This window comes from Labrenzia sp. C1B70 (assembly GCF_000475395.1).
GTDB classification, from domain to species: Bacteria; Pseudomonadota; Alphaproteobacteria; order Rhizobiales; family Stappiaceae; genus Roseibium; species Roseibium algicola.
Genome location: NZ_AXCE01000010.1, coordinates 215164 through 237599, shown reverse-complemented (window position 1 = coordinate 237599; position 22436 = coordinate 215164). Strand labels below are relative to the sequence as shown.

The window sequence follows — 22436 nt, the reverse complement described above, 5'->3', positions numbered from 1 at the left end:
CAACTCGAAACTAGATAAGACCGACTTCCTGAAACTTGGCTTCCACGATTTCGCGGTCAAACGGTTTCATGATGTACTCGTTTGCACCGGCGCGGATGGCGCGGGCGATGTGAGCAACATCGTTTTCGGTCGTGCAGAATACGACGATCGGGTTTTCTCCGCCTTCTTCCGCACGCAGGCTGGTCAGGAACTCAAGTCCGTCCATGACGGGCATGTTCCAGTCCAGCAGGATCGCGTCCGGCATGGTCTTGCGGCATTCGTCAAGCGCCTTCTGGCCGTCTTCTGCTTCCGTAATCTCGAAATTCATATCCTCGAGAATGCGGCGAGCCACCTTCCGGATGACGCTTGAGTCATCTACTACGAGGCACTGTTTCATCAGGCGTAACTCCACTCAATGGCCATTGCGGCCCAGTTATGCTGCAGCCATGGGTTCGGTGAACATCGCACCAAGCAGACGGTCGACATCCAGAATGACCATCAGGCGGCCGTCCAGACGATGGACGCCTCCGGAGATCTCGGCCCAACGGCGATCCAGGTTCGACGGGTTGGGCTCTGCAGATGCGGACGGCAGCGTCAGCACCTCACCAACCGTGTCGATGACAAGGCCGTAGCTTTCCTGCTTGTACTCGATGCCCACGGCCATCATCTGCCCTTCCTTCAGCGGAGGCAAGTGAAGGCGGCGGCGCATGTTGATTGCGGTGACGATGCGTCCACGCAGGTTCAGGACACCCTGAACCTCGGGTGCGGACATCGGCACGCGAGTTACGCTTTCCGGCACGAACACGTCGTGAACCTGGGAAATGGGCAGGCCGAACAGCTGGCCGCCGATGACCACGGTCACATACTGGATCATGTCACTTGCGGCTTTTTGCTCCGCGGTCAGTTTGTGTTCCAGCACACTCATGCTGCAGCTCCCATTTCACCGGAGAAGACGTCTTTCAGGGCGGCGATCAGGCCGGGACGGTCGAATTTGGCGACATAGTCGTCAAAGCCCGCCTGGCGGCCGCGTTCGATCGAGGCCGGCGTCACCATGGACGACAGGGCCAGGATCGGAATGTTGCGGAACCGGGGATCGCGGCGCAGCGACTCACAGAACTCGAAGCCGTTGATTTCCGGCATTTCGATGTCACTGACGATCGCATGGAACTTGTCGCCGTTTTCCAGAAGTTCGAATGCCTGATGCGGACCGGTACAGGTGGTCACATCGTAGCCGGCAGCCTTCAGAACCGGTGTCAGCATGTTGCGGAAGAAGGACGAGTCATCCACGAAGAGAACCTTCTTGGTCAGCGCCTCGATGTCCATTTCCTTGCGCATGAACCAGTCTTCAAAGGCCTGCGGCAGATAGTAGCCGAGGTCGATGATCTCGGTCGCACGTTCCTTCACCACGGCAGAGCCGAGGATGCCCGGACGTTCCGAACCGACTTCGATGTTCATGCGGTCCTCGACGATGTCGACGATCTCGTCGACCACGAGGCCCATGGAGCGTCCCGCATCGGAGAACACCAGCATCGGCTGCGTGCCTTCCGACTTGTGGCTGTCGCCTTCGTTCAGATAGACGAGCGGCATGAGCGCACCGCGGTACTGGACCAGATCGCGGCCGTTCGACCGTTCGATCTTGGAGACCTCGAACTCCTCCAGGCGCGTGACCAGCGACAGCGGCACGGCCTTGGGTTCCGGCGCACCGGCACGGAACAGCAGAAGCGAGATCGAGCTCTGTCCGGAAATCGCGCGGCTCTGCAGGTCTTCCCGTTCGTCTTCCTGGTTCTCTGTGACCGCGCTGGATGCATGGCTTGCCATGGCACCGGCGATGCCGTTCGGATCGATGATCATGATCACGGAACCGTCGCCCAGGATGGTGTTGCCGGAGAACATGCCGAGGTTGCGCAGCATCGTCGACATCGGCTTGACCACGATTTCCTCCGTATGGAAGACACCGTCTACAACCACGCCGAATGTCTGGCTACCGACCTGCATGACAACGATGAAGCCGTTGTCCGCATCAATCGCCTCGTCCGCGTTTTCGCCCTCGTAGATACCGAGGAGCTGGGACAGGTGCACCAGCGGCAGCAGCTTGTTGCGCAAGCGCAGGACCGGGGTGTCCTTGATCCGCTCTATACGGTGTTCCGAATTGGTCTGCACACGGACCAGTTCGACAACGGAAAGCTGCGGGATGGCGAACCGGTCGCCGCCGGCCTCGACGATCAGCGTCGAAACAATGGCAAGCGTCAGCGGGATCTTGATGATGAAGCTCGAGCCCTTGCCCTGGGTAGAGCGCAGGTCGACAGTACCGCCGATCAGTTCGATGTTGTTGCGAACGACATCCATGCCGACGCCGCGGCCGGACACGCTCGTGACCTTTGCGGCCGTGGAGAACCCGGCTGCGAAGATGAACTTGTGGATCTGGGCGTCCGTCATCTTGTCGACTTCGGCTTCCGACGCCAGGCCGCGTTCCACGACCTTCGCCTTCACCTTGTCGACGTCGATGCCCTTACCGTCATCGCGAACTTCGATGATGATGTGGCCGCCTTCATGGTAAGCCGCCAGGGTAATGGTACCCTTTTCAGGCTTGCCTGCGGAGCGGCGCTCATCCGGACGCTCAAGACCATGGTCGGCCGAGTTGCGGACCATGTGCGTGAGCGGGTCCTTGATCATCTCGAGAACCTGGCGGTCCAGTTCGGTATCCGCACCGATCATTTCCAGTTCGATCGGCTTTTCAAGTTCCTGGCTGAGATCGCGAACGATGCGCGGCAGTTTCTGCCAGGCATTGCCGATCGGCTGCATGCGCGTCGCCATGACGCCTTCCTGCAGTTCGGCGGTTACATTCGACAGACGCTGCAGCGGCACCTTGAATTCGCTGTCTTCATGGCGGCGTACGATTTCCAGAAGCTGGTTCCGGGTCAGCACCAGTTCGGACACCATGGTCATCAGGTGCTCGAGCGTGTCGACCGCAACGCGGATGCTCTGGTTGGACACACCGCCACCGGAGGATTTCTTCTCGCCGCCTTCGCCGCCAGCCTTTTTCGCCGGGGCTTTCGCAGCCGCCTTGGCTTCTGCCTTGACCGCAACGGGAGCAGGCTCTGGCTCATCGGCTTCGTCGACGATCTCTTCGAGTTCCGGAACTTCCGGCTCGGCGACTTCGACTTCAACTTCGGTTTCGCGGAACGCGCGCTCCAGTTCGTCCAGCGACACTTCGCCAGGACGGAGTGGACGTTCAAGAGCTTGCTCGGCGGCAGCTTCTTCGGCAGGCGCTTCAGGCTCTGCCGCAACGGCTTCAGCCACAGGCGCTTCCTTGACGGCTGCGCCACCCTTCATGGCAGCATCAGCTTTCGCGGACATCTCTTCCAGCTGGCCGATCAGCTCACTGTCGTCGCCTTGCGGCTCTTCGCCTTCGGCAGCTTCCAGTTCACCCAGAATGTCCTTGATCTGGTCGATCGAGGTCAGAATGAGGGAAACGGCCTCTTGCGTGACAGGAGCGCCATCGCGGAACTTGCCCATGAGGGTTTCAGCCGCATGCGCGATACCTTCAAGACGGGGAAGACCCAGGAAGCCACAGGTGCCCTTGATCGTGTGCACTAGGCGGAAAATATTATCTAGGATAGTCGCGTTGTTCGGTTCCTGCTCGAATTTTACGAGCTCAACGTCAACAACATCGAGACTTTCGTTCGTCTCGGTAATGAATTCCCTGAGGAGGTCGTCCATGGCCTGCTCTCACCCGACTTGTTACTGGTTCCGCATCCCAAAAGGGACGTCTGGACCGAGAAGTCCATGAGAGCTAGGTTGACGGCAAACAGTTAAGATACGCTGAAGCGGATGGAGACTTTTGAAGGCCTTGTTTATTCTGCCAAGAGGGCCGTTATTTTTACCAACTCTTCTTGTTTATCTATCGTTAATACCATGCCGCATTCACGGGCGAGCAGCAACGTGTAGATCGGCTGAACCGAGTGCGCATCGACCCGTTCAGGCTCTTCTCCGCTCAGAGTTTCCTTCATTCCGAGCGGAATGCGCGGATTGAGACCGCTGGCCTGAAGCGTGAAGGACGGAGATTGTGGGTCGCCTTCCATTTCAACCTTGATTTCTCCACCGCGCGGAACGCACTGGTTGGCGATGAGGATCAAGTTGAGAAGTAGTTTTACGTAGTTCTTCGGCATCAGGTGCCGGGTCAATTGCCAATTTAGATCGGATTTTTCGTTTTCCATGAACCCGGTGGCAACGACCTGAGCGTCCCCCAGGTCGATCTCCGCGCCTGCCGAGCCTGCAGCGCCGAAGGCAAGACGGGCGAACTGCAGTTTTGCAGATGCCTGGCGCGCGCTCTTGCGGATGAGGTCCATGGCGAATTCACGCATGTCCTCCGACCCCTCCTCGTCCAGCACTTCCAACCCGTTGGTTATCGCCCCGACGGGAGAAATGATGTCGTGGCAGACGCGGCTGGCCACCAGGGCGGCAAGATCAAGAGAGGAAAGCTCTTTTAGTGCAGACATGGCGTTTTGAGGCTCTTCTTGAGGAGGCGGCGGAAACTGATTCGATATAGTGGTTGCAAGAGTTACACATCCGCACAGCGGCTGCCAAGGCAGCGGCGGGCAGCAAACCATGTCATCCAGATGAAAGTTTGCCCCGAAATCCGCCTTTTCCGGCGTCCGGGAGCAGTTTAACCGGGTAACCACCTACCGCATCGGCACGCAGCCGACCCGTTCGGCATTGTCTTGGGCCGCCGTCATCAGCTGGCTGCCGTTGACGACGAACAGGAACCGGTTGACCACCGAATGGAAAAAGACCAGTCGTCCGTCGACAATGGCATAGATGAACGGATTGCCGGCCGTGCCAAAGCCCTCGGACAGCGCATACCCGCCGCAGGCGGCAAAGAGCGGTGCATAGGCTTCAGGATCCCGCTTGAAGGCGGCAAGATTGCCTTCATTGACGAAGATCCATTCCGTGCCACCCCATTTGTGCACATGGTTCCGCTTTCCCTTGCGCGGGTAACCATCGACGAAATAGCTCACCGGATCATGTCCGCCGAGCGCGTATCCCGTGATCGGATCGGGAACGAAAACCTGGGGACGCGCGAAGACTTTCCCCGCAAAAAGACAGGAGAGCAGGATCAATACAGCACAAAGACATAACCTTGTCTTTTTTTGAGGCCAGCTTTCCATTGATTCGGCTTATGTAAGGTGCACCATCTCATGCGAATCAGCATGATATTGCATCAGTTTAACATTGCGGTCTGACCGAGCGGCAACAATCGGCGCGGCCAACAGATTTTGGGAGAATATCGAATGGCACAAAGTTCCCGGCGAGTTGTATCCCTGATATCGGCTGCGTTCCTGGCCTTGTGTGCATTTGCGTTTTCCAACCCGGCGTACTCCCAGAATTCCGGCAACGAGCCCATTCCGTCTGGACAAACCTACGACCAGGACGAAATCCTGCAGGCAGGCCACCAGTTCTTCGGCTCTGTTTCGGGTGGGCTTGCATCAGTCGTCGAGAAGGCCTTTTCCAGCTACGGCGAACCGAACGGTTACGTGCTCGGCGAAGAAGGCTCCGGAGCGCTTATCGCCGGCGCGCGCTATGGCGAAGGCAACCTCTACACACGCAACGCCGGCACTCACAAGCTGTTCTGGCAAGGCCCGTCCGTGGGCTGGGACTTTGGCGCGGATGGTGCCCGGGTGATGATGCTGGTCTATAATCTGCCCACCGTGAACTCCCTCTACACCCGCTTTGCCGGTGTCAACGGATCGGCCTACCTGGTCGGCGGGGTCGGCATGACCGTGCTCTTGAACAACGAAATCGTGCTGGTGCCTGTGCGCGCCGGTGTCGGCGCCCGTCTCGGGTTGAACATGGGATACCTGAAGTTCACCGACAAGCCGACCTGGAACCCGTTCTGATCGGACCGGAAAGGCGGCTGTCGCAACCTGGCGACGAAGACGGGTTGCATTCGTTCCACGCAGGACACTTGGCGGCAGGCCTACTGTCGTCTAATGATGGAGTTGTGGGCGTTTTTTAGAACGTAACCGGGAGCCGGACTTGATTGAAGCAGCGATGTATGTGGCGCTGGGGTTTTGCACCGCCGGCCTGATCGGACTGGCAATCCTGCCCGCATTTTACCGCCGGGCCGCCCGACTGACCGAAGAAGCCCTGCGCGCCGTCAATCCGACCAGTTACGCAGAGGTCCGCGCTGCACAGGACCAGGAACGTGCGCGCCATGCGGTAGAATTGCGCCGTGTCGAGAAGCGTCTCGACAACGAGCGTGAGAAGGCTGCGAAGTTTCAGCTCGAAACCACGCGGATGCGGGCGGAAGTTGAAGCGCTGACGAAATCTCACAAGGAAACGATTTCCGGCCTGGAAGCCAAAGTCGCCGCCCAGGCAAGTGATCAGCACGCTGTCGACATGCTGTCGTCCGAAGTGACCTCCCTGAAAAAGAAGCTGTCGGAAGCCGAACGGGCTCTTGCGGAAAGCTGGACAAAAGGCCACGAAGACACGCCTGCCGAGGCGAAGCCGGAAGAACCCGCAGAAGACGACAGCGGCTGGCTGCCGGCGTCCGGCACCATGGCACTTGCCACAATCACCGGACTTGAAGCGGAAGTTGCCACTTTGAAGGCCAAGCTGGCCCGGTATGAGCCGACAGTTGCAGGCCAGATGGATGCTGCCCGCAGCGAAACCGCCAAGACGAGGCTCGCCGAACTAGAAGCCCAATTGGTTGACACCGAATCCAACTATGTGTCCGCACAGGCTGAAGTCACCCGTCTGTCGCTGATGTTGGACGCAGCCAGGCTTCCGGAAAACGAGCGCCAGAAACATCTTGATGCCGAGCTGGAAAAGCTTTCCGGCGAAGCTGCCCGCTACCAGGCCGACGCTGCTGAAAAAGACCGTGCGCTTCAGCGGATCACCGCCCAGATGGCAAAGCTGCAGAAGGACCTGTCCTCGGTTCCTGCTCTCGTGGATCTGCGCCGCGATTTCCGCGCCCTTGCCGAAAAGCTGACCGGTCAGGCGTCTCCAGCCGTCAATGCTTCTGCCGCAGGCGCTCCCGCAAAGCCGGCACCGCCTTTCGTCCCGGTTTCTCTTCAGACCAAGGACAGCCTGCCGGAAGATCGCAACCGGCCTGAGGCATCCTCCAAGGAAAATCTGCAGACAGACGCGGACCAGGGCACGACACAAACACAATCAAGATCCGGCGATATCGCCAACGCGGCTGAAGCGCTGGTAAGCAGGATCGTTGCCTCCAGCCGGAACAAGCCAAAGCCGGAGGCGGAAACAACGCCGGCAAGCACCGGCGCCGCGCAAGACAGCGACCAGAAAACGAAAGCCACGAAACAAAAAAAGAAAGATGTGGCTTGATCTGAGCAGGTCGCTCCGGTCATCTAGTCCGATGGACATTCGTCCGAATATTGAACGAACCTGACGCGCTGTTGCTCCTCGCCCGCATTTCCGTTTGCAGATGCAGGAACGCAGCCAGCCCGTCATGCACAGGATGAGTCTGTCGTACATGTTGATCGAACGCCACAACGCAATTCTCGAACTCGCACGGCAGATGGGCCGCGTCAGCGTCGACGATCTCGCCCGGCGGTTTGATGTCAGCCCGCAGACGATCCGCAAGGATCTCAACGAGCTTTGCGACCGGCGCCTGCTGGCGCGCACCCATGGCGGGGCCCTGCTGTCGTCCGGCATCGAAAATGTCGGCTACGAGGCCCGCAGGATCATCTCCAGCAGGGAAAAGGCAGACATCGGCGAGAAGGTTGCCTCGCTCATTCCCGACAACGCGTCCATCTTCATCAACATCGGCACCACCACGGAAGCGGTCGCACAGGCGCTGCTCCAGCATCGCGGCCTGATGGTGATCACCAACAACATCAACGTCGCCAGCCTGATGCGCGGCTATTCCCAGATCGAGGTGGTGATTGCCGGTGGCGTGTTGCGCCATTCCGACGGCGGCATTGTCGGCGAGGCCGCGGTGGACTTCATGCGCCAGTTCAAGGTCGATTTTGCCGTCATCGGCGCTTCCGCGATCGATCCCGACGGCTCCCTGCTCGATTACGACTACCGGGAAGTGAAAGTCACCAAGACCATCATGGACAACGCCAGGCACGTCATTCTGGCCGCCGACAGTACCAAGTTCGAGCGCACTGCACCGGTCCGTGTCGGACACCTGCGACAGGTCACTACTTTCGTAACGGATTATTGCCCCTCGCCAGACTTCGCGCAGATCGCGCAAGACGCGGAAGTCGAGCTGATCGAGACCGGCCAGCAGGAAGACAGCACTGCCAGCTGATCGAACACAGCACTCCGTGTAACCGGTGCACAAACGGGTGGAGAACCCTGTGCGCAGGATGTGGATATGCTGTTTGTGCCTTGGGGAAAAATGGCACGCCCAACGGGACTCGAACCCGTGTTTCCGCCGTGAAAGGGCGGCGTCCTAGACCGCTAGACGATGGGCGCGCGGGGCTTGAGAAGCTCAGTGCCTCAAGCCGAGGACCGTGCGTATACGGCTGCATAACAAAAGACGCAAGCCCTAATTTTCATTTTTCTGTCACATGCCTGTTCATAACCGCGCGCGATACGCGCGACGCCACGTCAGCGTGCCACAAAATCCGTGCGGCCCAGTTGCTTGCCCGTGACGGGATCGAAGCGCAGCAGCGCCGTCTTGCTGCCTTCGCGCACCAGAACCAGCAAGAGACCGTTCGAAAGGTCGGCCTGCAAAATTTCCGCGTCAGCGCCAACTGCCACTGTTGCGGCATATTGATCGGCTGAAACATCGGACTTATTGGAGTTGATCTTGTAGAGAATTGCTGCAAAGACAGCGATAAAGCCGGCGATCATGACGAGGGACGAGCCGAGCAACAGACGCTTCAGCTTGGCCTGGATGCGTTCGGCCGCAGGATCAAGCGGCTTTTCACCCGGCCCCTCATCCCGATAATCAGGTTGTGACATGACAGACAATTCCCTCGAGTATCCGGCCGGTCTGGACCAGGATTTCAGTTTAACAGTTGATGCAGCCGATGCCGGGAAACGGCTGGATGCGGTGCTGGCGGCTCATCTGGAAGCCCTTAGCCGCAACAGGATCCAGTCCCTGATCAAGTCCGGGGACGTCACCGTCGGCGGCGCGAAAATAGTGGAGCCGAAATACCGGGTCAATGAAGGCGATGCCCTGACCCTCACTTTGCCGCAGGCGGAAGACCCCGAGCCCAAGGGTGAGGACATCCCCGTCTCGGTCGTCTTTGAGGACGAACACCTTATCGTGGTCGACAAACCGGCGGGGCTTGTCGTCCACCCTGGCGCCGGCAACTGGACCGGCACCCTCGTCAATGCACTCATCCATCATTGCGGTGACAGCCTTTCCGGCATCGGCGGCGTGAAGCGCCCCGGCATCGTTCACCGGGTCGACAAGGACACCTCCGGACTGCTTGTCGTCGCCAAGACCGACCAGGCCCACAAGGGCCTTGCAGCCCAGTTTGCCGACCACGGCCGCACCGGACCGCTGGAACGCGCCTATTCGGCTCTGGTCTGGGGAGCACCCTCCGGCTTGAAAGGCACGATCAACGCCAATCTGGCCCGCTCACAGGCAAACCGTCAGAAGATTGCCGTCGTCAAGACTTCCGGCCGCCACGCCATTACCCACTGGCAGGTGAAGGAGCGCTTCGGCAACGCCGAACAGCCTGCGCTCGCCTCGCTGCTGGAATGCCGCCTTGAAACCGGACGCACACACCAGATCCGCGTGCACATGGCCCACATTGGCCATCCGCTGATCGGTGACGATGATTACGGATCGGGTTTCAAGACAAAGGCAAACAGGCTCGATGAGCCGCTCAAAAGCCTCGTGAACGGTTTTCACAGGCAAGCCCTGCATGCCGGCCTGCTGGCTTTCGAACACCCGGCAAATGGTAAAACCTTGCGCTTTGAGAGCCCTTACCCGGATGATTTCGCAAATCTTTTGTCCGGATTACAAAAATTTTAGGATGCGTTTTCGTTTTCTGACCATGCAATCGACCAATTTGGACCTATATTAGAAGCTTCTGTGTGCCTGTACGGACACTATTGTGCGTCCGCCTTCCCTCAAAAATGGCTTGCTTGCGTATCACTGCGGGGCAGCGGGAGGAAGGGGTCGCAAACTTGACGAAAGGGGGTGCATGTTATGGCCCAGAACGTTCCGACGCTTACAGCAGGGGAAGGCGGTCTCAGCCGGTATCTGGACGAGATCCGCAAGTTTCCAATGCTTCAGCCGCAGGAAGAGTACATGCTCGCCAAGCGCTACAAAGAGCATGAAGACCCTGAAGCTGCAGAACGCCTAGTCAATTCCCATCTACGCCTCGTCGCCAAGATTGCCATGGGTTACCGCGGGTATGGCCTGCCGATCGGAGAAGTCGTTTCCGAAGGCAACGTCGGCCTGATGCAAGCGGTCAAGCGCTTTGAACCGGACAAGGGGTTCCGGCTCGCGACCTATGCCATGTGGTGGATCAAGGCGGCTATCCAGGAATACATCCTGCGCTCATGGTCCCTCGTGAAAATGGGAACCACGGCCAACCAGAAACGCCTGTTCTTCAACCTGCGTCGCCTCAAGGGCAAGATCCAGGCGCTGGACGAAGGCGATCTGAAGCCGCATCAGGTCTCTGAGATTGCCACCAAACTCGGGGTGTCCGAGGAGGAAGTGGTGTCCATGAACCGCCGTCTGGGCGGCGATGCCAGCCTGAATGCGCCCGTGCGCGCGGAAGCTGATGCCGGTGAATGGCAGGACTGGCTTGTCGATGAAAGCGACAGTCAGGAAACCCTGCTTGCCAATCAGGAAGAGCTGGATATGCGTCGCAAGATGCTGAACGACGCGATGGACGTGCTCAACGAGCGTGAACGGCGCATCTTTGAAGCACGTCGCCTGGCCGAAGACCCGATGACGCTGGAAGACCTTTCGGGCGAATTCGGTGTCAGCCGCGAGCGCGTCCGCCAGATCGAGGTTCGCGCTTTCGAAAAGGTTCAAAAAGCCGTGCGCAACAGCGCCCGCACAATGGACCAGCCCGCCGCCTGAGGCACTCGGTCAAAGAGAACCAAAAAAAGCGCCGGAGCTATGCTCCGGCGCTTTTCTTTTGCCTAAGCTGATGTTCAGCGGATTTCGGCTGTGTAGCTCTCCACCGGCACGACCTTGCTGATCAGACCGGCTTCGGCCATGAATTCCGCAAAGCGCTGGTAGCGGCCTTCATCAAGTGCAGCCGGACGCTTGGCGAACCGCGGCAACGTATCGAACCATGCCCGCCTGTTCAGCTCGTCATTGAGGTTCGGATACGCTTCTATGAAGGCATTCCAGGCTTCTTCCGGGTGATTGCTCAGATAGATGGTGGCCGCTTCCACGGCTGCCAGGAACTTGGCGAAGCGTGGATCGTCCGTCTTGTCCTTGTTGACGACATAGATCAGCTCATCAAAGATCGGCACACCGTTTTCTTCCGGGAAGAAAGCCTTGCCGGGTTTGCCTTCGATTTCGAGCTGGGTGAGCTCGAAATTGCGATATGCGCCGATCACCGCATCCACCTGACCGGCAAGCAGAGAGCCTGACAACGCGAAATTGACGTTCACCAGCTCGACATCATCCATGGTCAAACCGGCCGAACGCAGCATCTGGCCCAGCATCGCGTCCTCGAAGCCGGACACGGAAAAGCCGACACTCTTCCCCTTGAGGTCCTTCAGTTCCTGTATCGGGCCGTCCTTGAGCACGATGAGAGAATTGAGGGGTGTTTCCACCAGCGTACCGATCCATTTCAGCGGCAGCTCTTCCTCGATTTGCGCATGAAGCGTCGGCTGATAGGACACCGCGATATCGCCCTGCCCGGCAGCAACCAGTTTCGGCGGCATTGCCGGGTCCGCCGGTTCGATGATCTCAACCTCGAGGCCTTCTGCCTCGAAGAAACCCTTGGTCTGCGCAGTTACCAGCGGCGCGTGATCCGGATTGATGAACCAGTCGAGCAGCAAGGTCAGTTTCTCACTGGCCTGTACCGGCCCCGATGCCAGCAGCCCGGCCGCCAATGCGAGTGACAGGATTTGTTTTTTCATGAGGTCCTCCGTAGAGCGGCAGCTAGGTGAGCGGCTGCCAGGGAACAAGAAGTCGGGTGAGATGGTTCACGGCAAAGCGCATGATCAGCACCATCGCCGCGAGCAGGATCAGGGCGGCGAACATCATGTCCGCCTGCATCCGGTTGCTGCTTTGAAGCATGATGAAGGCAAGGCCTCCTTTTGCCCCGGCCCATTCGCCGATGATCGCCCCCATGGGAGCGAACACCGCGGCCACCCGCAGGCCGGAGGCAAACGCCGGCAAGCCTGACGGCAGGCGAAAGAACCAGAGTTCCTTCAGGCGAGACAGACGATAAAGCCGGGCGAGATCGCACAAACCCGGGTCAAGCCGCTGCAGGCCATCGAAAAACGTCGATGTGACCGTGAAGAAGATGACCAGGATGATGACGACGATCTTGGAGGCCAGCCCGAAACCGAGCCAGAGCACCAGGATCGGCGCGATTGCGAAAACAGGCAGGGCCTGCGTCACCAGAATGGGCGGCATGGCGAACCTTGCAGCAATCGGAAACAGCCACAAAAGAACGGAAAGCAATGCCCCGGCGGCTGCCCCCAGCACAAACCCGAGCACCGTCTCATAGGCGGTGATGCCGGCATGATGCAGAAGGAAGCCTGCGTGTTTGACAAAGGCCGTAAAGACGCGGTCCGGACCCGGCAGGATATAATGCTGGGTGTCGAACACACGGACGATTGCCGCCCAGATAACGACAGTCAGCAGCAGGCCGAGTATGGTCCTGGCAACAGCTTTCGCAAACGCCATCATCCCGCAGTCCCCGCCGCCGTTGGCCAACAGGAACGCATGAAAGCCGATACCGGCATTCGGATGTGCGGCGACCGCAGTGGTCGCAGACAAGTACGCATAGGATCTCCCGTCTTCGGACAAGCCGAAAATGACAATGGAGATCCGGGAATAGGCTAAGGATTCCGTCCCTTCGCCGGCATGACCCGGATCAGGTTCTAAGGGTTCGGCATTACGCCATCTCAGCTCCGGTAACCGGAACACCCCTCGGACCAAGCCGGACCATGCCTTGTGTGACGGAAAAAGGCAAGCCGCCGTGAGGCGGCTTCTTCAGATTTTGAAAGGAGGCAGGTTGGCGCTTAGCCGGCTTGCCAGGACGTGATCGCCTTTTCTACGGCTTCTGCACCGGCGGTTCCCTTTTCCAGGGTCAGGATGCCGCGCTTGCCGTTTTCGTAAAGCATCGGAATGTCGATCCAGCCGCGTTCGCGCAGCAGGGCGAGATTGCGTTGCTGCTCGTTCGGCAAGCTGGAAAGGGCAATCCAGAAAAAGCCCGGGGACACTTTCACGGAAGCGCCGATCAGCGCATCGCCACGAGCTTCTTCCGTAGGCTTCATGACCAGGCCTGGCACGTTGACGACGTCACCTGGAGCGAAGTTTTCCGGGAACTCGTACTTGATCTCGACCAGATGGCTGGCGGGCAAGGAAGTATCGTCATTCGGCTTGATGCGAATGTCGACCTTCACATCCCGCTCGGGGATTTCAATGGAGGCGCTCAGAACCGCGAGAGCCTTGCCGTCCAGATTCGTTTCTTCATCGACACCCCAAACGACAGCGCCTTGCGCAGCCGTTCCGGCACCGCCGGACTCTTCCCCTTCTTCGTAAAGGATAGAGCGCTGCACCGAGGAATCCGCAGCCGTAGCGGACGGAGCCGGTGAAGTTTCGTCCGGCGAAATGGCCGAGAGATTGTCTTCCGGCACCGCAATCGGGCTTTCGGTGGTCGCAGAAGACTGATCGTTTTCTCCGCTCGTCACGATGGACGGCTGGGAAGGTTCGGGCGCAGCGGAAGCTGGTGTATCGACCTGCGGTGTATCGGCCGGCGCAGGCGAATCAGACTGTCCGGTAATCGTCGTCGTGGTTACCGTGCGTGCATCCGGGGCAACCACATCCGTCTCGCCTTCGTTCAACAGGCGGTCGGTGTTTTTCGAAGGCTCTTCACCTTCTCCGGCAGGGGCAGCGGTCGAAGGCTCCGGCGTGGTGTCCGGCTGCGTATCGACAGGCGTTTGCGAAGAAGACGCAACCGGCACGTTGCCGCTATCGGCCGTCTCATCGCCCGCAGGCATCAGGAAATAGGCTCCGGCGCCCAGGAGCACCAGCAACAGGACACCCGCAGCAATGACGATCGGAACGGTGCGGCTGCCGGATGAATCACCGCGCAGCGCATCCGAAGCACTCGGCTTGGCGCGCTTGGAGCGGCTTTTCTTGGAGGCCGACTTGTCCTTCGGCTTGGCTGTTTCCTCGCCTGGATAAACCTGATCGGCGGGATCGGCCGCACCAGCGGTATCTGCAGGCTCGAACAGGCCATCATCTGTCTGTTCCGGCTGCACAGGTCCGCCGAAAGAGGGCTCCTGGCGCACAGGCGCAGCGCCCGGGTCGGCAGCTTCCTTGGCGTGGTGAACAGCCTGGCTGGCCGCGATGCCAAGCGCTTCGGCCTGTGTCAGGGTTTCCTTCAAGGGCGACGGAGCCGGGGTATCCACCACCGGTGCTGCAGTTGTTTCAGGTTCCTGTGGTGCAGGCGCAGGCGCTTCCGGCGCAGCCTCTGCCACCGGCTCAGCCGGAGGCGGTGTCACGGGCGGCGCGGAAACCTGCGGCGCCGGGGGCGGCGTTTCGACCTTCGGAACTGTGGGGCTGAGACCGAGGCTTTCGCGGGCGGCTTCGGCTTCCACCTTGCGAATGGCTTCTTCCAGACGCAGCTGCTCGGCCGTGATCTCGGACGGCGCCAGCGGCGGTTCATAGGCTTTCAGCTGATTGACGATGGCATTGCGCGCACGGCTGTAAACGCTTCTGCGTGCAGCACCATTGTTTTCAGGTAAAGACGCGATCGTTTTCTTCAGAATTGAATAGTAATCAGCCATCTTCCTGCCTACCGGCCGACTGCAAGGATCTGTTCTGCGGGCCCGAGATTTCGTTTCATTCTCAGGCTTATAGCAAGTTTTTCGAAAACCGGTGCTATTTCTTCAATAACTTCGCCGCGACAGAGAACCTCGCAGTACCCTTTTCCTAACACAGATTGTTTGTTCGGCACACACATGGAACGCCGAAAACGAAAGGTGGTTGCGTGCGGTGATTCGCAGCACGCAACCGCAGTCCTTAATAATGTGCTTCTAACGTCACAGATCTCAATCCTGGAAGGGATTCTGCACAAGAATTGTGTCGTCCCGTTCCGGACTTGTCGACAGAAGAGCGACCGGAGCACCGATCAGTTCTTCGACGTGACGCACATATTTGATCGCCTGCGCCGGCAGATCGGCCCAGGTGCGAGCACCTTCGGTCGATTCCTTCCAGCCCGGCAGGCTTTCGTAAATCGGCTTCACGCGCTCCTGGGCACCCTGCGAAGCCGGCAGATAATCGATGCGCTCGCCGTCCAGTTCGTAGCCGATGCAGATCTTGATTTCATCAAGACCGTCCAGAACATCCAGCTTGGTCAGCGCGATGCCGGTGATGCCCGAGGTGCAGACGGTCTGGCGCACCAGCACAGCGTCGAACCACCCGCAGCGGCGGCGGCGGCCGGTAACCGTACCGAATTCATGGCCGCGCGTTCCGAGGAACTCGCCGATCTCATCCTTCAGTTCGGTCGGGAACGGGCCCTCACCGACGCGTGTCGTATAGGCCTTGGTAATACCGAGCACATAGTTGATCGAATTCGGGCCAAGGCCACTGCCTGCCGCAGCCTGGCCGGCGACCGTGTTGGACGACGTCACGAAGGGATAGGTGCCGTGGTCGATGTCGAGCAACGCGCCCTGTGCACCTTCGAAAAGGATACGCTTGCCCTGACGGCGCAGATCGTCCAGCAGGTACCAGACCTTGTCCATGTAGGGCAGGACCTTGTCCGCAACGCTGGCAAGTTCATCGTAGATCGCTTGGGCGGAAACCTCATCCTGGCCAAGACCCCGGCGCAGCGCATTGTGGTGCGTCAGCAAGCGGTCGATCTTGGCTGGCAGAGTGGCAAGGTTCTTCAGGTCCATCAAACGGATAGCGCGGCGGCCAACCTTGTCTTCATACGCCGGTCCGATACCGCGCTTGGTGGTGCCGATGCGCGTTCCGGTGTTGGAATTCTCGCGCAACGCATCAAGCTCGCGGTGCAGAGACAGGATCAGCGTTGCGTTCTCGGCAACACGCAGGCTTTCCGGCGTCACCACGACGCCCTGCTTGCTGAGGCGTTCGACTTCCTCTGCCAGCGCATGCGGATCCAGCACGACGCCGTTGCCGATGACGGACAGCTTGCCTTCGCGTGCAACCCCGGACGGCAGGAGAGACAGCTTGTAGCTGACACCGTCGATGACAAGGGTATGACCGGCATTGTGCCCGCCCTGGAACCTTACGATGACATCGGCTTGTTCCGACAACCAGTCGACAATCTTGCCTTTGCCTTCGTCACCCCATTGCGAACCGACAACAACCACATTCGCCATCTAGACTTTGCTCTCCTGAAGCAGCTTCCGCACCATCCGAAACTTGTCCGGGGTGCCAACACGACAAGCCCCGGCAACCGGACCGGGGCAAACGGCGCGGACTATAGACAGGTTTCCATGCTCATGCGAGTCTCCGCAGGGAGATTGAGAGCCAAAAGCAGGTTTTTTTGCCAGCTCTCCTGATCGGCCCGGTCACCCCTGTGACAATTGACCAGTCATGACGTGCACCTGAACGAACTTTTCCCGGATTAGACTGCATTTGCGGCAATGTCGCGACGGCAGATTATTTAGCTGGCGGTTCACCTGCATCCGGCTTGTCGTTGCGCGCAAGCCTGAAAATCATCGGCGACGTGCGCAACAGCCAGACAAAGCGATGCCGCTTGCTTGCAGGAACAGCGTCCCGGCTGACGATCCGTGCGAAGATGAACACCACGAGCGACAGGTGCAGTGTGGCGGTATAGAGGAAGAAGGCCGAGGGGCCGAATTGCTCCATAACCAGTGAGGCAATGAACGGCCCCGCCATGGCGCCCACGCCATAGGCAAGCGTGAGCCCTGCCACCACATCGATGAATTGCCCCGGCTCGGCGTTGTCGTTGGCATGGGCCGCACAAAGCGAATAGAGCGGCAGGGCAAATCCGCCAAACAGGAAGACGCCTGCAAAAAGCTCCAGCCGGGTCGAAGACCCCGATATAAAGAGACAGGCCAGCCCGGCACCGACGGTAAAGACGCCGAGCACGACACGCCGGTCGAGCCGGTCGGACAGCCAGCCTGCGGGATACTGGAAGATTGCCCCGGCAAAGACCCAGATCGCGATGAACGCGGCAACCGTTTCAAGCCCCAGTCCAATTCCTTCCGCATAAACCGGGCCAACCATGCGGAACGCACCGTTGGTAAGGCCGATGGTGAAGACGGCGACAAGGGCGACCGGAGACACGCGCCACAACATGAGCGGATCGAAGAACCGCGCGGGCGGCGCTGCGGGATTGCGCTCACTTGTCAGGGAGATCGGCACCAGCGCGAAACAGAACAGGATGGCCAGAACGATCAGAATATCCGGACCAAGCGGACCGAACGCGGGCAGCATGAACTGGCTGCCCATGACGGCGATCATGTCGACTATCCGGTAGACGGAAAGGATCCGCCCGCGGGACGAATTGGTGGCGATGGAATTGAGCCAGCTTTCCAGAACCATCGTCGTGCCGCAAAAAGCCGCCCCGCTCACCAGACGCACGACCATCCAGAGCCAGCCGGCAGGTGTGAAGGCAATCGCCAGAATGGCGATGGCGCTGATTGCAGCCAGCGTGGAAAAGACGCGAATGTGCCCTGCCCGCGCGATCAGAAAAGGTGTCAGCAGCACACCGACGATCATGCCGCCGAAATAGCACGAGCCCAGCAACCCGATGAGCGCATCGGACATGCCTTCCGATTTGGCACGCACCGAAATCATTGTCACGGAAAGTCCGTTCGCACCCAGGAGGCAAGCGGCAGCAACCAGCAACGGTGTCAAACGTCCGGCAAGCGATCTGGAATCCGCTGCGGGGGCAACCTGGGCCATGAATGAAGAACTCTTCCGAGCAGCCGAAGAAAACGCGGCCTCGATACTGTTGCCGGAGTGAACCGACTGCGCAAGCCCAGGACCGACGCTTGCACAGACAAAACGGACAGGCGGCCGCAATTCGTCGTCGAAAGCAGGAGGGTAGCCCGGACTATGCCCGCCTTCACCTCACCCGTCTTGGCGGCCCAACGAACAAGGGTCGTCGCAAAGCATCACACCCCATCCTCACAAGCGACCAGTCCTCTACTCGCGTTTCGGGTGTTCTTCGTTCCGGTGGGGTGCTACCTGAGAAACATCACTCAATCAGAGATCGTGCAATGCCACTTCGTAACTGGATCATGCTGACCGTCCTTGGCGCCATCTGGGGCGGGTCCTTTTTGTTCGCAAAGGTGGCGGTTGCCGAAATCCCGCCGTTTGTTCTCGTATTCCTGCGTGTTTCCATTGCCTGCACGGTCCTGCTGATGATCCTTTGGCATCGTGGCATGTTGAACCGGCTGGAGAAAAAATATGCCGTGCCGTTTCTGGTCATGGGACTGCTGAACAACGCCATTCCCTTCTCTCTCCTGTTTCTCGGACAGACAGAAATCGGTGCGGGCCTCGCATCCATCCTGAATGCAACGACGCCTGTCTTCACGGTGATCGTGGCTGGTCTGCTGACGAAACAGGAAACGCTTCAGGGCAACAGGATTGCCGGTGTGGTGCTGGGTGTTGCAGGTGTCGCCATCATGTTGTGGAGCAGCCTGTCGGGCCTTGCGAGCGACCCGTTGTGGGCACAGCTTTGCTGCCTGGGTGCCGCGATCTCCTATGCCTGCGCGGCGACCTTCGCCCGCCGCTTCAAGACGCTGCCGCCGCAAGTGACGGCAACGGGTCAGTTGCTCGGCTCGACCACCCTCATGCTGCCGGTCGCTCTTCTGACTGCCGGTAACTGGACCATGGCCGATCCCAGCCTGACGGCCTGGCTCAATGTGCTCGCGCTCGGCGTATTGGCAACCGCCCTTGCCTACCTGATCTATTTCCAGATTCTGGCCGAAGCCGGCGCGACCAACGCTTCGCTGGTCACGCTCCTTGTCCCGGCAAGCGCTCTCTTCTTCGGCTGGCTGATCCTGGGAGAAAATCTGGGTGTGCTTCAGCTTGGCGGCTTTGCCGTGCTGCTGGCAGGCCTCGTCGTCCTTGACGGGCGCATCCTCAAAAAGCGTCGCGCGCCGGCGGTCTGATCGGTTCGGGAAAAAAGGAGCCTTCTGCAAAAGGCAGAAGGCTCAAGCGCCAGGAACTTGGGCTGCACCTGACGTACATCCGGAAGGCGCGATTAGGGGCACGCACCCTTTTTGACCGGATAGCGGATCAGCTGGCGTTCCGTCGAACGCCAGCCATTCTAGAAATGCAGGGCCTTGACCTGCTTGACGTGGGAAACGGCCTCCAGCCGTGCCAGAACCTCCGGAGACACGTCGCCATCCACCTCCACAAGGCAGATCGCATCGTCGCCGGGGGCCAGACGGCCGAGATGGAAGGTCGCGATGTTGACACCGCTGTTGCCGAGTTCCATCCCGAGGTGTCCGATGAAGCCCGGCTTGTCCTCGTTGGTGATGTAAAGCATCTGCGGGCCGAGTTCGGCCTCCATGTTGATGCCCTTCACCTGGATGATCCGCGGTTTTCCGTCGGCAAAGACCGTGCCTGCGACCGAACGTTCCTGTCGTTGGGTGATCACCGTCAGGCGCATGTAGGTCTCGTAGGCGCCGTCTTTTTCGCGGCGGATTTCCTCGATCTTCATGCCCCGTTCCTTGGCAAGGATGGGCGCGGAAACCATGTTGACCGTCTGCAGGAGCGGTGTCAGCAGCCCCGTCAACGCAGCTGCAGTCAGCGCCTGCACGTTCATCTCGGCAACGGCACCGGCATATTCCAGGCGAACCCCTTCGATGCCGGTCTCCGTCAGCTGCCCCGCGAAGGAGCCCAACTGTTCGGCCAACCGCACGAACGGCACCAGCTTGGGTGCTTCCTCGGCAGTGATGGACGGCATGTTGAGCGCGTTGCGGACTGCGCCCTGTAGCAGGTAGTCGCACATCTGCTCTGCCACCTGCAGTGCAACGTTTTCCTGGGCTTCCGTGGTGGAAGCACCCAGGTGCGGCGTCGAGACGAAGTTCGGCGCGCCGAACAGCAGGTTTTCCTTGGCTGGTTCCTCGACAAAGACGTCGAACGCCGCCCCACCGAGTTTGCCCGCGTCCAGGGCCGCCCGCACTGCCGCCTCATCCGCTAGCCCGCCTCGGGCACAGTTGATCAGATACGCGCCCTTGCGCATCTTCTCGATGGCCTTGGCATCGATGATGTTGCGCGTCTTGTCGGTGAGCGGTGTGTGCAGGGTGATGAAGTCGGACCGGCACAAGAGGCCGTCAAGCTCGACTTTCTCGACACCTAGCGCAACGGCCCTTTCCGGCGTCAGGAAGGGATCGAAGGCGATCACTTTCATCTTCAGGCCGATGGCCCGGTCCGCCACGATAGAGCCGATATTGCCGCAACCGATCAACCCGAGCGTCTTGCCGGTAAGTTCACGGCCCATGAAACGGGATTTCTCCCATTTGCCTGCCTGGGTCGAGGCATCCGCCGCCGGGATCTGGCGCGCAACCGCCATCATCATCGAGATGGCATGTTCGGCAGTGGTGATCGCGTTGCCGAAGGGCGTGTTCATGACGATGATACCGCGCGCGGTCGCCTTGGGAATGTCGACATTGTCGACGCCGATCCCGGCACGGCCGATCACCTTCAGATTTTCTGCCGCTGCAATGATTTTTTCCGTAACCTTGGTGGCCGAACGGATTGCCAGACCATCGTATTTGCCGATGATCTCCAGCAGTTTTTCCTTGTCCTTGCCGACGTCCGGCAGGAAGTCCACGTCGATGCCGCGATCCTTGAAGATCTGCACGGCAGCGTCCGACAGCTTGTCGGAAATCAGTACCTTGGGAGCCATTGGAGCCTCTCCTTGAATACGAGAAACGATCCGGGCAGCGCACCGCCCGGGACTGTTGTCGTTGAAGGATGAACAGGCTCAGGCGGCCTGGGGCAGCTTCGCTTTTTCCGACTGGAATGCCCAGTCAAGCCAATGGGTCAAGGCCTGAAGATCGCTCGTCTCGACGGTCGCGCCGGCCCAGATCCGAAGACCGGACGGTGCATCGCGGTAAGCGCCGATGTCATAGGCGATGCCTTCAGCGTCGAGCGTACCGGCAAGAGCCTTGGCAAAGGCGGCCTGCTGGTCTGCAGTGAGCGAAAGAATGCCCGGATCCGTGACCTTGAGGCAGACGGACGTGTTCGACCGCGTTGCCGGGTCAACTGCAAGGAAATCGACCCAGGAGGTCTTTTCCGCCCAGTCGGCAAGCACCTTGAGGTTGGCATCAGCGCGGGCACGCAGGCCAGACAGCCCACCCAGACCGTCGGCCCACTTGAGGGCGTCGATATAGTCTTCGACACAGAGCATGGACGGCGTGTTGATGGTCTCGCCCTTGAAGATGCCCTCGATCAGTTTGCCGCCCTTGGTCATGCGGAAGATCTTCGGCATCGGCCAGGCCGGCGTATAGCTTTCGAGGCGCTCGACCGCGCGCGGGCTGAGGATAAGCATGCCATGTGCAGCTTCCCCGCCCAGCACTTTCTGCCAGGAGAATGTCACGACGTCGAGCTTGTCGAACGCAAGGTCCTGCGCAAATGCGGCGGAGGTCGCATCGCAGATGGTCAGGCCTTCGCGGTCGGCCGGGATCCAGTCGCCGTTGGGAACACGGACGCCGGAAGTGGTGCCGTTCCAGGTGAAAACAACGTCCTTGGAGAAATCGACCGAGGCAAGATCCGGCAGTTCGCCGTAAGGCGCTTCCAGGACCCGGGCATCATCGAGCTTGAGCTGTTTGATGACGTCGGTAACCCAGCCGGAGCCGAAGCTTTCCCAGGCGAGCATTTCGACGCCACGTGCACCGAGCAGCGACCAGAGCGCCATCTCGACAGCGCCGGTGTCGGACGCCGGGACGATACCGATCCGATATCCGTCCGGCACGTTCAGCACCTTGCGGGTCAACTCGATGGCTTCGGCAAGTTTGGCTTTGCCGGGCTTGGCCCGGTGAGACCGCCCGAGCGGCGCGTCGCCCAAAGCCTCAAGCGACCAGCCGGGACGCTTGGCACAGGGACCAGAAGAAAAATTGGGATTGGCCGGACGCACGTCCGGCTTGGCGGTGAGGTCTGTCATATCTGTCTACCCTCGCAGATAGTTGCCTCTCGTTGGGGAGAGGTGGCCCACCTATGGGGATAGGACCTTCCTGACCTTTGGTCAATTCAAATCACGGGTGAACGGAAAAATTCGGTCACACCCCCTCGCCTTCCGGAAGCGTTCTCTCAGACAAGCCACCCGCACCTGAAATCAGGATTGGCTTCGCTTGGCTCAAGAGAACTC

Annotated in this window: 19 protein-coding genes, 1 tRNA gene and 1 riboswitch; of the genes, 6 read left to right on the top strand and 14 right to left on the bottom strand. The window is 59.7% G+C overall.

Annotated elements, in window-relative coordinates:
* Window positions 1-10: 10 nt before the first annotated feature.
* The 5 genes from Q666_RS46970 to Q666_RS46950 form a co-directional block, all read right to left on the bottom strand.
* Window positions 11-376 (bottom strand): response regulator, encoded by a 366-nt coding sequence (locus tag Q666_RS46970; protein WP_031270504.1) that lies wholly within the window; start codon window positions 374-376, stop codon window positions 11-13.
* A gap of 36 nt (window positions 377-412) precedes the next feature.
* Window positions 413-904, bottom strand: a complete 492-nt coding sequence (locus tag Q666_RS46965) for a chemotaxis protein CheW (RefSeq protein ID WP_023003411.1) — start codon at window positions 902-904, stop codon at window positions 413-415.
* Window positions 901-3699 carry a chemotaxis protein CheW gene (locus Q666_RS46960; protein WP_023003412.1) on the bottom strand — a complete coding sequence of 933 codons (2799 nt, stop codon included), beginning with the start codon at window positions 3697-3699 and terminating at the stop codon, window positions 901-903. The genes Q666_RS46965 and Q666_RS46960 overlap by 4 nt, the downstream gene beginning before the upstream one ends.
* A 134-nt stretch (window positions 3700-3833) precedes the next feature.
* Window positions 3834-4478: a histidine phosphotransferase ChpT gene (chpT, locus tag Q666_RS46955; protein WP_023003413.1), complete on the bottom strand. Its 645-nt coding sequence runs from the start codon at window positions 4476-4478 to the stop codon at window positions 3834-3836.
* Between the two features lie 183 nt (window positions 4479-4661).
* Window positions 4662-5099, bottom strand: a complete 438-nt coding sequence (locus Q666_RS46950) for a YHS domain-containing (seleno)protein (RefSeq protein ID WP_023003414.1) — start codon at window positions 5097-5099, stop codon at window positions 4662-4664.
* A 171-nt stretch (window positions 5100-5270) separates the two neighbouring features.
* On the opposite strand from Q666_RS46950, the gene Q666_RS46945 reads away from it, so the two are divergent.
* From Q666_RS46945 to Q666_RS46935, 3 genes are all read left to right on the top strand, one after another.
* Window positions 5271-5876: a DUF1134 domain-containing protein gene (locus tag Q666_RS46945; RefSeq protein ID WP_023003415.1), complete on the top strand. Its 606-nt coding sequence runs from the start codon at window positions 5271-5273 to the stop codon at window positions 5874-5876.
* A gap of 139 nt (window positions 5877-6015) precedes the next feature.
* Window positions 6016-7326, top strand: a complete 1311-nt coding sequence (locus tag Q666_RS46940; protein ID WP_208994007.1) for a hypothetical protein — start codon at window positions 6016-6018, stop codon at window positions 7324-7326.
* 148 nt (window positions 7327-7474) lie between these two features.
* A complete protein-coding gene (locus tag Q666_RS46935) occupies window positions 7475-8257 on the top strand; it encodes a DeoR/GlpR family DNA-binding transcription regulator (RefSeq protein WP_031270508.1) in 783 nt (260 codons plus the stop codon).
* A gap of 91 nt (window positions 8258-8348) precedes the next feature.
* On the opposite strand, the gene Q666_RS46930 is transcribed toward Q666_RS46935, so the two are convergent.
* Both Q666_RS46930 and Q666_RS46925 read right to left on the bottom strand, forming a co-directional pair.
* Window positions 8349-8424, bottom strand: a tRNA-Glu gene (locus Q666_RS46930).
* Between the two features lie 135 nt (window positions 8425-8559).
* On the bottom strand, window positions 8560-8916 hold the full coding sequence (locus tag Q666_RS46925; protein WP_023003421.1) for a hypothetical protein: 357 nt from the start codon (window positions 8914-8916) through the stop codon (window positions 8560-8562).
* Between Q666_RS46925 and Q666_RS46920 the strand changes: the two genes are divergently transcribed.
* A complete protein-coding gene (locus Q666_RS46920; protein ID WP_023003422.1) occupies window positions 8915-9940 on the top strand; it encodes an RluA family pseudouridine synthase in 1026 nt (341 codons plus the stop codon). The genes Q666_RS46925 and Q666_RS46920 overlap by 2 nt on opposite strands.
* 177 nt (window positions 9941-10117) lie before the next feature.
* Entirely contained in the window at window positions 10118-11002 is an 885-nt protein-coding gene (gene rpoH / locus Q666_RS46915; RefSeq protein WP_023003423.1) for an RNA polymerase sigma factor RpoH, read from the top strand.
* A 74-nt stretch (window positions 11003-11076) separates the two neighbouring features.
* Here the strand turns inward: rpoH and Q666_RS46910 are convergent, their stop codons facing one another.
* From Q666_RS46910 to Q666_RS46890, 5 genes are all read right to left on the bottom strand, one after another.
* Complete coding sequence (locus Q666_RS46910; protein WP_023003424.1) at window positions 11077-12018, bottom strand: ABC transporter substrate-binding protein; 942 nt, start codon at window positions 12016-12018, stop codon at window positions 11077-11079.
* A 22-nt stretch (window positions 12019-12040) separates the two neighbouring features.
* A complete protein-coding gene (locus tag Q666_RS46905) occupies window positions 12041-12886 on the bottom strand; it encodes an ABC transporter permease (RefSeq protein ID WP_023003425.1) in 846 nt (281 codons plus the stop codon).
* A 57-nt stretch (window positions 12887-12943) separates the two neighbouring features.
* Window positions 12944-13050, bottom strand: a riboswitch (TPP riboswitch).
* A gap of 81 nt (window positions 13051-13131) precedes the next feature.
* Window positions 13132-14904 (bottom strand): hypothetical protein, encoded by a 1773-nt coding sequence (locus tag Q666_RS46900; protein ID WP_023003426.1) that lies wholly within the window; start codon window positions 14902-14904, stop codon window positions 13132-13134.
* Between the two features lie 264 nt (window positions 14905-15168).
* Window positions 15169-16461, bottom strand: a complete 1293-nt coding sequence (locus Q666_RS46895; protein WP_023003427.1) for an adenylosuccinate synthase — start codon at window positions 16459-16461, stop codon at window positions 15169-15171.
* Window positions 16462-16744: 283 nt separating this feature from the next.
* Window positions 16745-18016, bottom strand: a complete 1272-nt coding sequence (locus Q666_RS46890) for an MFS transporter (RefSeq protein WP_023003428.1) — start codon at window positions 18014-18016, stop codon at window positions 16745-16747.
* 317 nt (window positions 18017-18333) lie between these two features.
* On the opposite strand from Q666_RS46890, the gene Q666_RS46885 reads away from it, so the two are divergent.
* The gene (locus Q666_RS46885; protein WP_031270514.1) at window positions 18334-19230 is read left to right on the top strand and encodes a DMT family transporter; all 897 of its coding nucleotides are present in this window, start codon (window positions 18334-18336) and stop codon (window positions 19228-19230) included.
* Window positions 19231-19388: 158 nt separating this feature from the next.
* On the opposite strand, the gene serA is transcribed toward Q666_RS46885, so the two are convergent.
* Window positions 19389-20975 carry a phosphoglycerate dehydrogenase gene (serA, locus tag Q666_RS46880; protein ID WP_023003430.1) on the bottom strand — a complete coding sequence of 529 codons (1587 nt, stop codon included), beginning with the start codon at window positions 20973-20975 and terminating at the stop codon, window positions 19389-19391.
* A gap of 78 nt (window positions 20976-21053) precedes the next feature.
* On the bottom strand, window positions 21054-22232 hold the full coding sequence (locus tag Q666_RS46875; RefSeq protein WP_023003431.1) for a phosphoserine transaminase: 1179 nt from the start codon (window positions 22230-22232) through the stop codon (window positions 21054-21056).
* Between the last annotated feature and the right edge of the window lie 204 nt (window positions 22233-22436).

Coding starts and splice junctions, on each gene's coding strand:
- Q666_RS46900 (WP_023003426.1), bottom strand. CDS start 14,904: ATGGCTGATTACTATTCAATTCTGAAGAAAACGATCGCGTCTTTACCT.
- Q666_RS46890 (WP_023003428.1), bottom strand. CDS start 18,016: ATGGCCCAGGTTGCCCCCGCAGCGGATTCCAGATCGCTTGCCGGACGT.
- Q666_RS46945 (WP_023003415.1), top strand. CDS start 5,271: ATGGCACAAAGTTCCCGGCGAGTTGTATCCCTGATATCGGCTGCGTTC.
- Q666_RS46920 (WP_023003422.1), top strand. CDS start 8,915: ATGACAGACAATTCCCTCGAGTATCCGGCCGGTCTGGACCAGGATTTC.
- Q666_RS46960 (WP_023003412.1), bottom strand. CDS start 3,699: ATGGACGACCTCCTCAGGGAATTCATTACCGAGACGAACGAAAGTCTC.
- chpT (WP_023003413.1), bottom strand. CDS start 4,478: ATGTCTGCACTAAAAGAGCTTTCCTCTCTTGATCTTGCCGCCCTGGTG.
- Q666_RS46970 (WP_031270504.1), bottom strand. CDS start 376: ATGAAACAGTGCCTCGTAGTAGATGACTCAAGCGTCATCCGGAAGGTG.
- rpoH (WP_023003423.1), top strand. CDS start 10,118: ATGGCCCAGAACGTTCCGACGCTTACAGCAGGGGAAGGCGGTCTCAGC.
- Q666_RS46875 (WP_023003431.1), bottom strand. CDS start 22,232: ATGACAGACCTCACCGCCAAGCCGGACGTGCGTCCGGCCAATCCCAAT.
- Q666_RS46885 (WP_031270514.1), top strand. CDS start 18,334: ATGCCACTTCGTAACTGGATCATGCTGACCGTCCTTGGCGCCATCTGG.
- Q666_RS46895 (WP_023003427.1), bottom strand. CDS start 16,461: ATGGCGAATGTGGTTGTTGTCGGTTCGCAATGGGGTGACGAAGGCAAA.
- Q666_RS46935 (WP_031270508.1), top strand. CDS start 7,475: ATGTTGATCGAACGCCACAACGCAATTCTCGAACTCGCACGGCAGATG.
- serA (WP_023003430.1), bottom strand. CDS start 20,975: ATGGCTCCCAAGGTACTGATTTCCGACAAGCTGTCGGACGCTGCCGTG.
- Q666_RS46925 (WP_023003421.1), bottom strand. CDS start 8,916: ATGTCACAACCTGATTATCGGGATGAGGGGCCGGGTGAAAAGCCGCTT.
- Q666_RS46965 (WP_023003411.1), bottom strand. CDS start 904: ATGAGTGTGCTGGAACACAAACTGACCGCGGAGCAAAAAGCCGCAAGT.
- Q666_RS46910 (WP_023003424.1), bottom strand. CDS start 12,018: ATGAAAAAACAAATCCTGTCACTCGCATTGGCGGCCGGGCTGCTGGCA.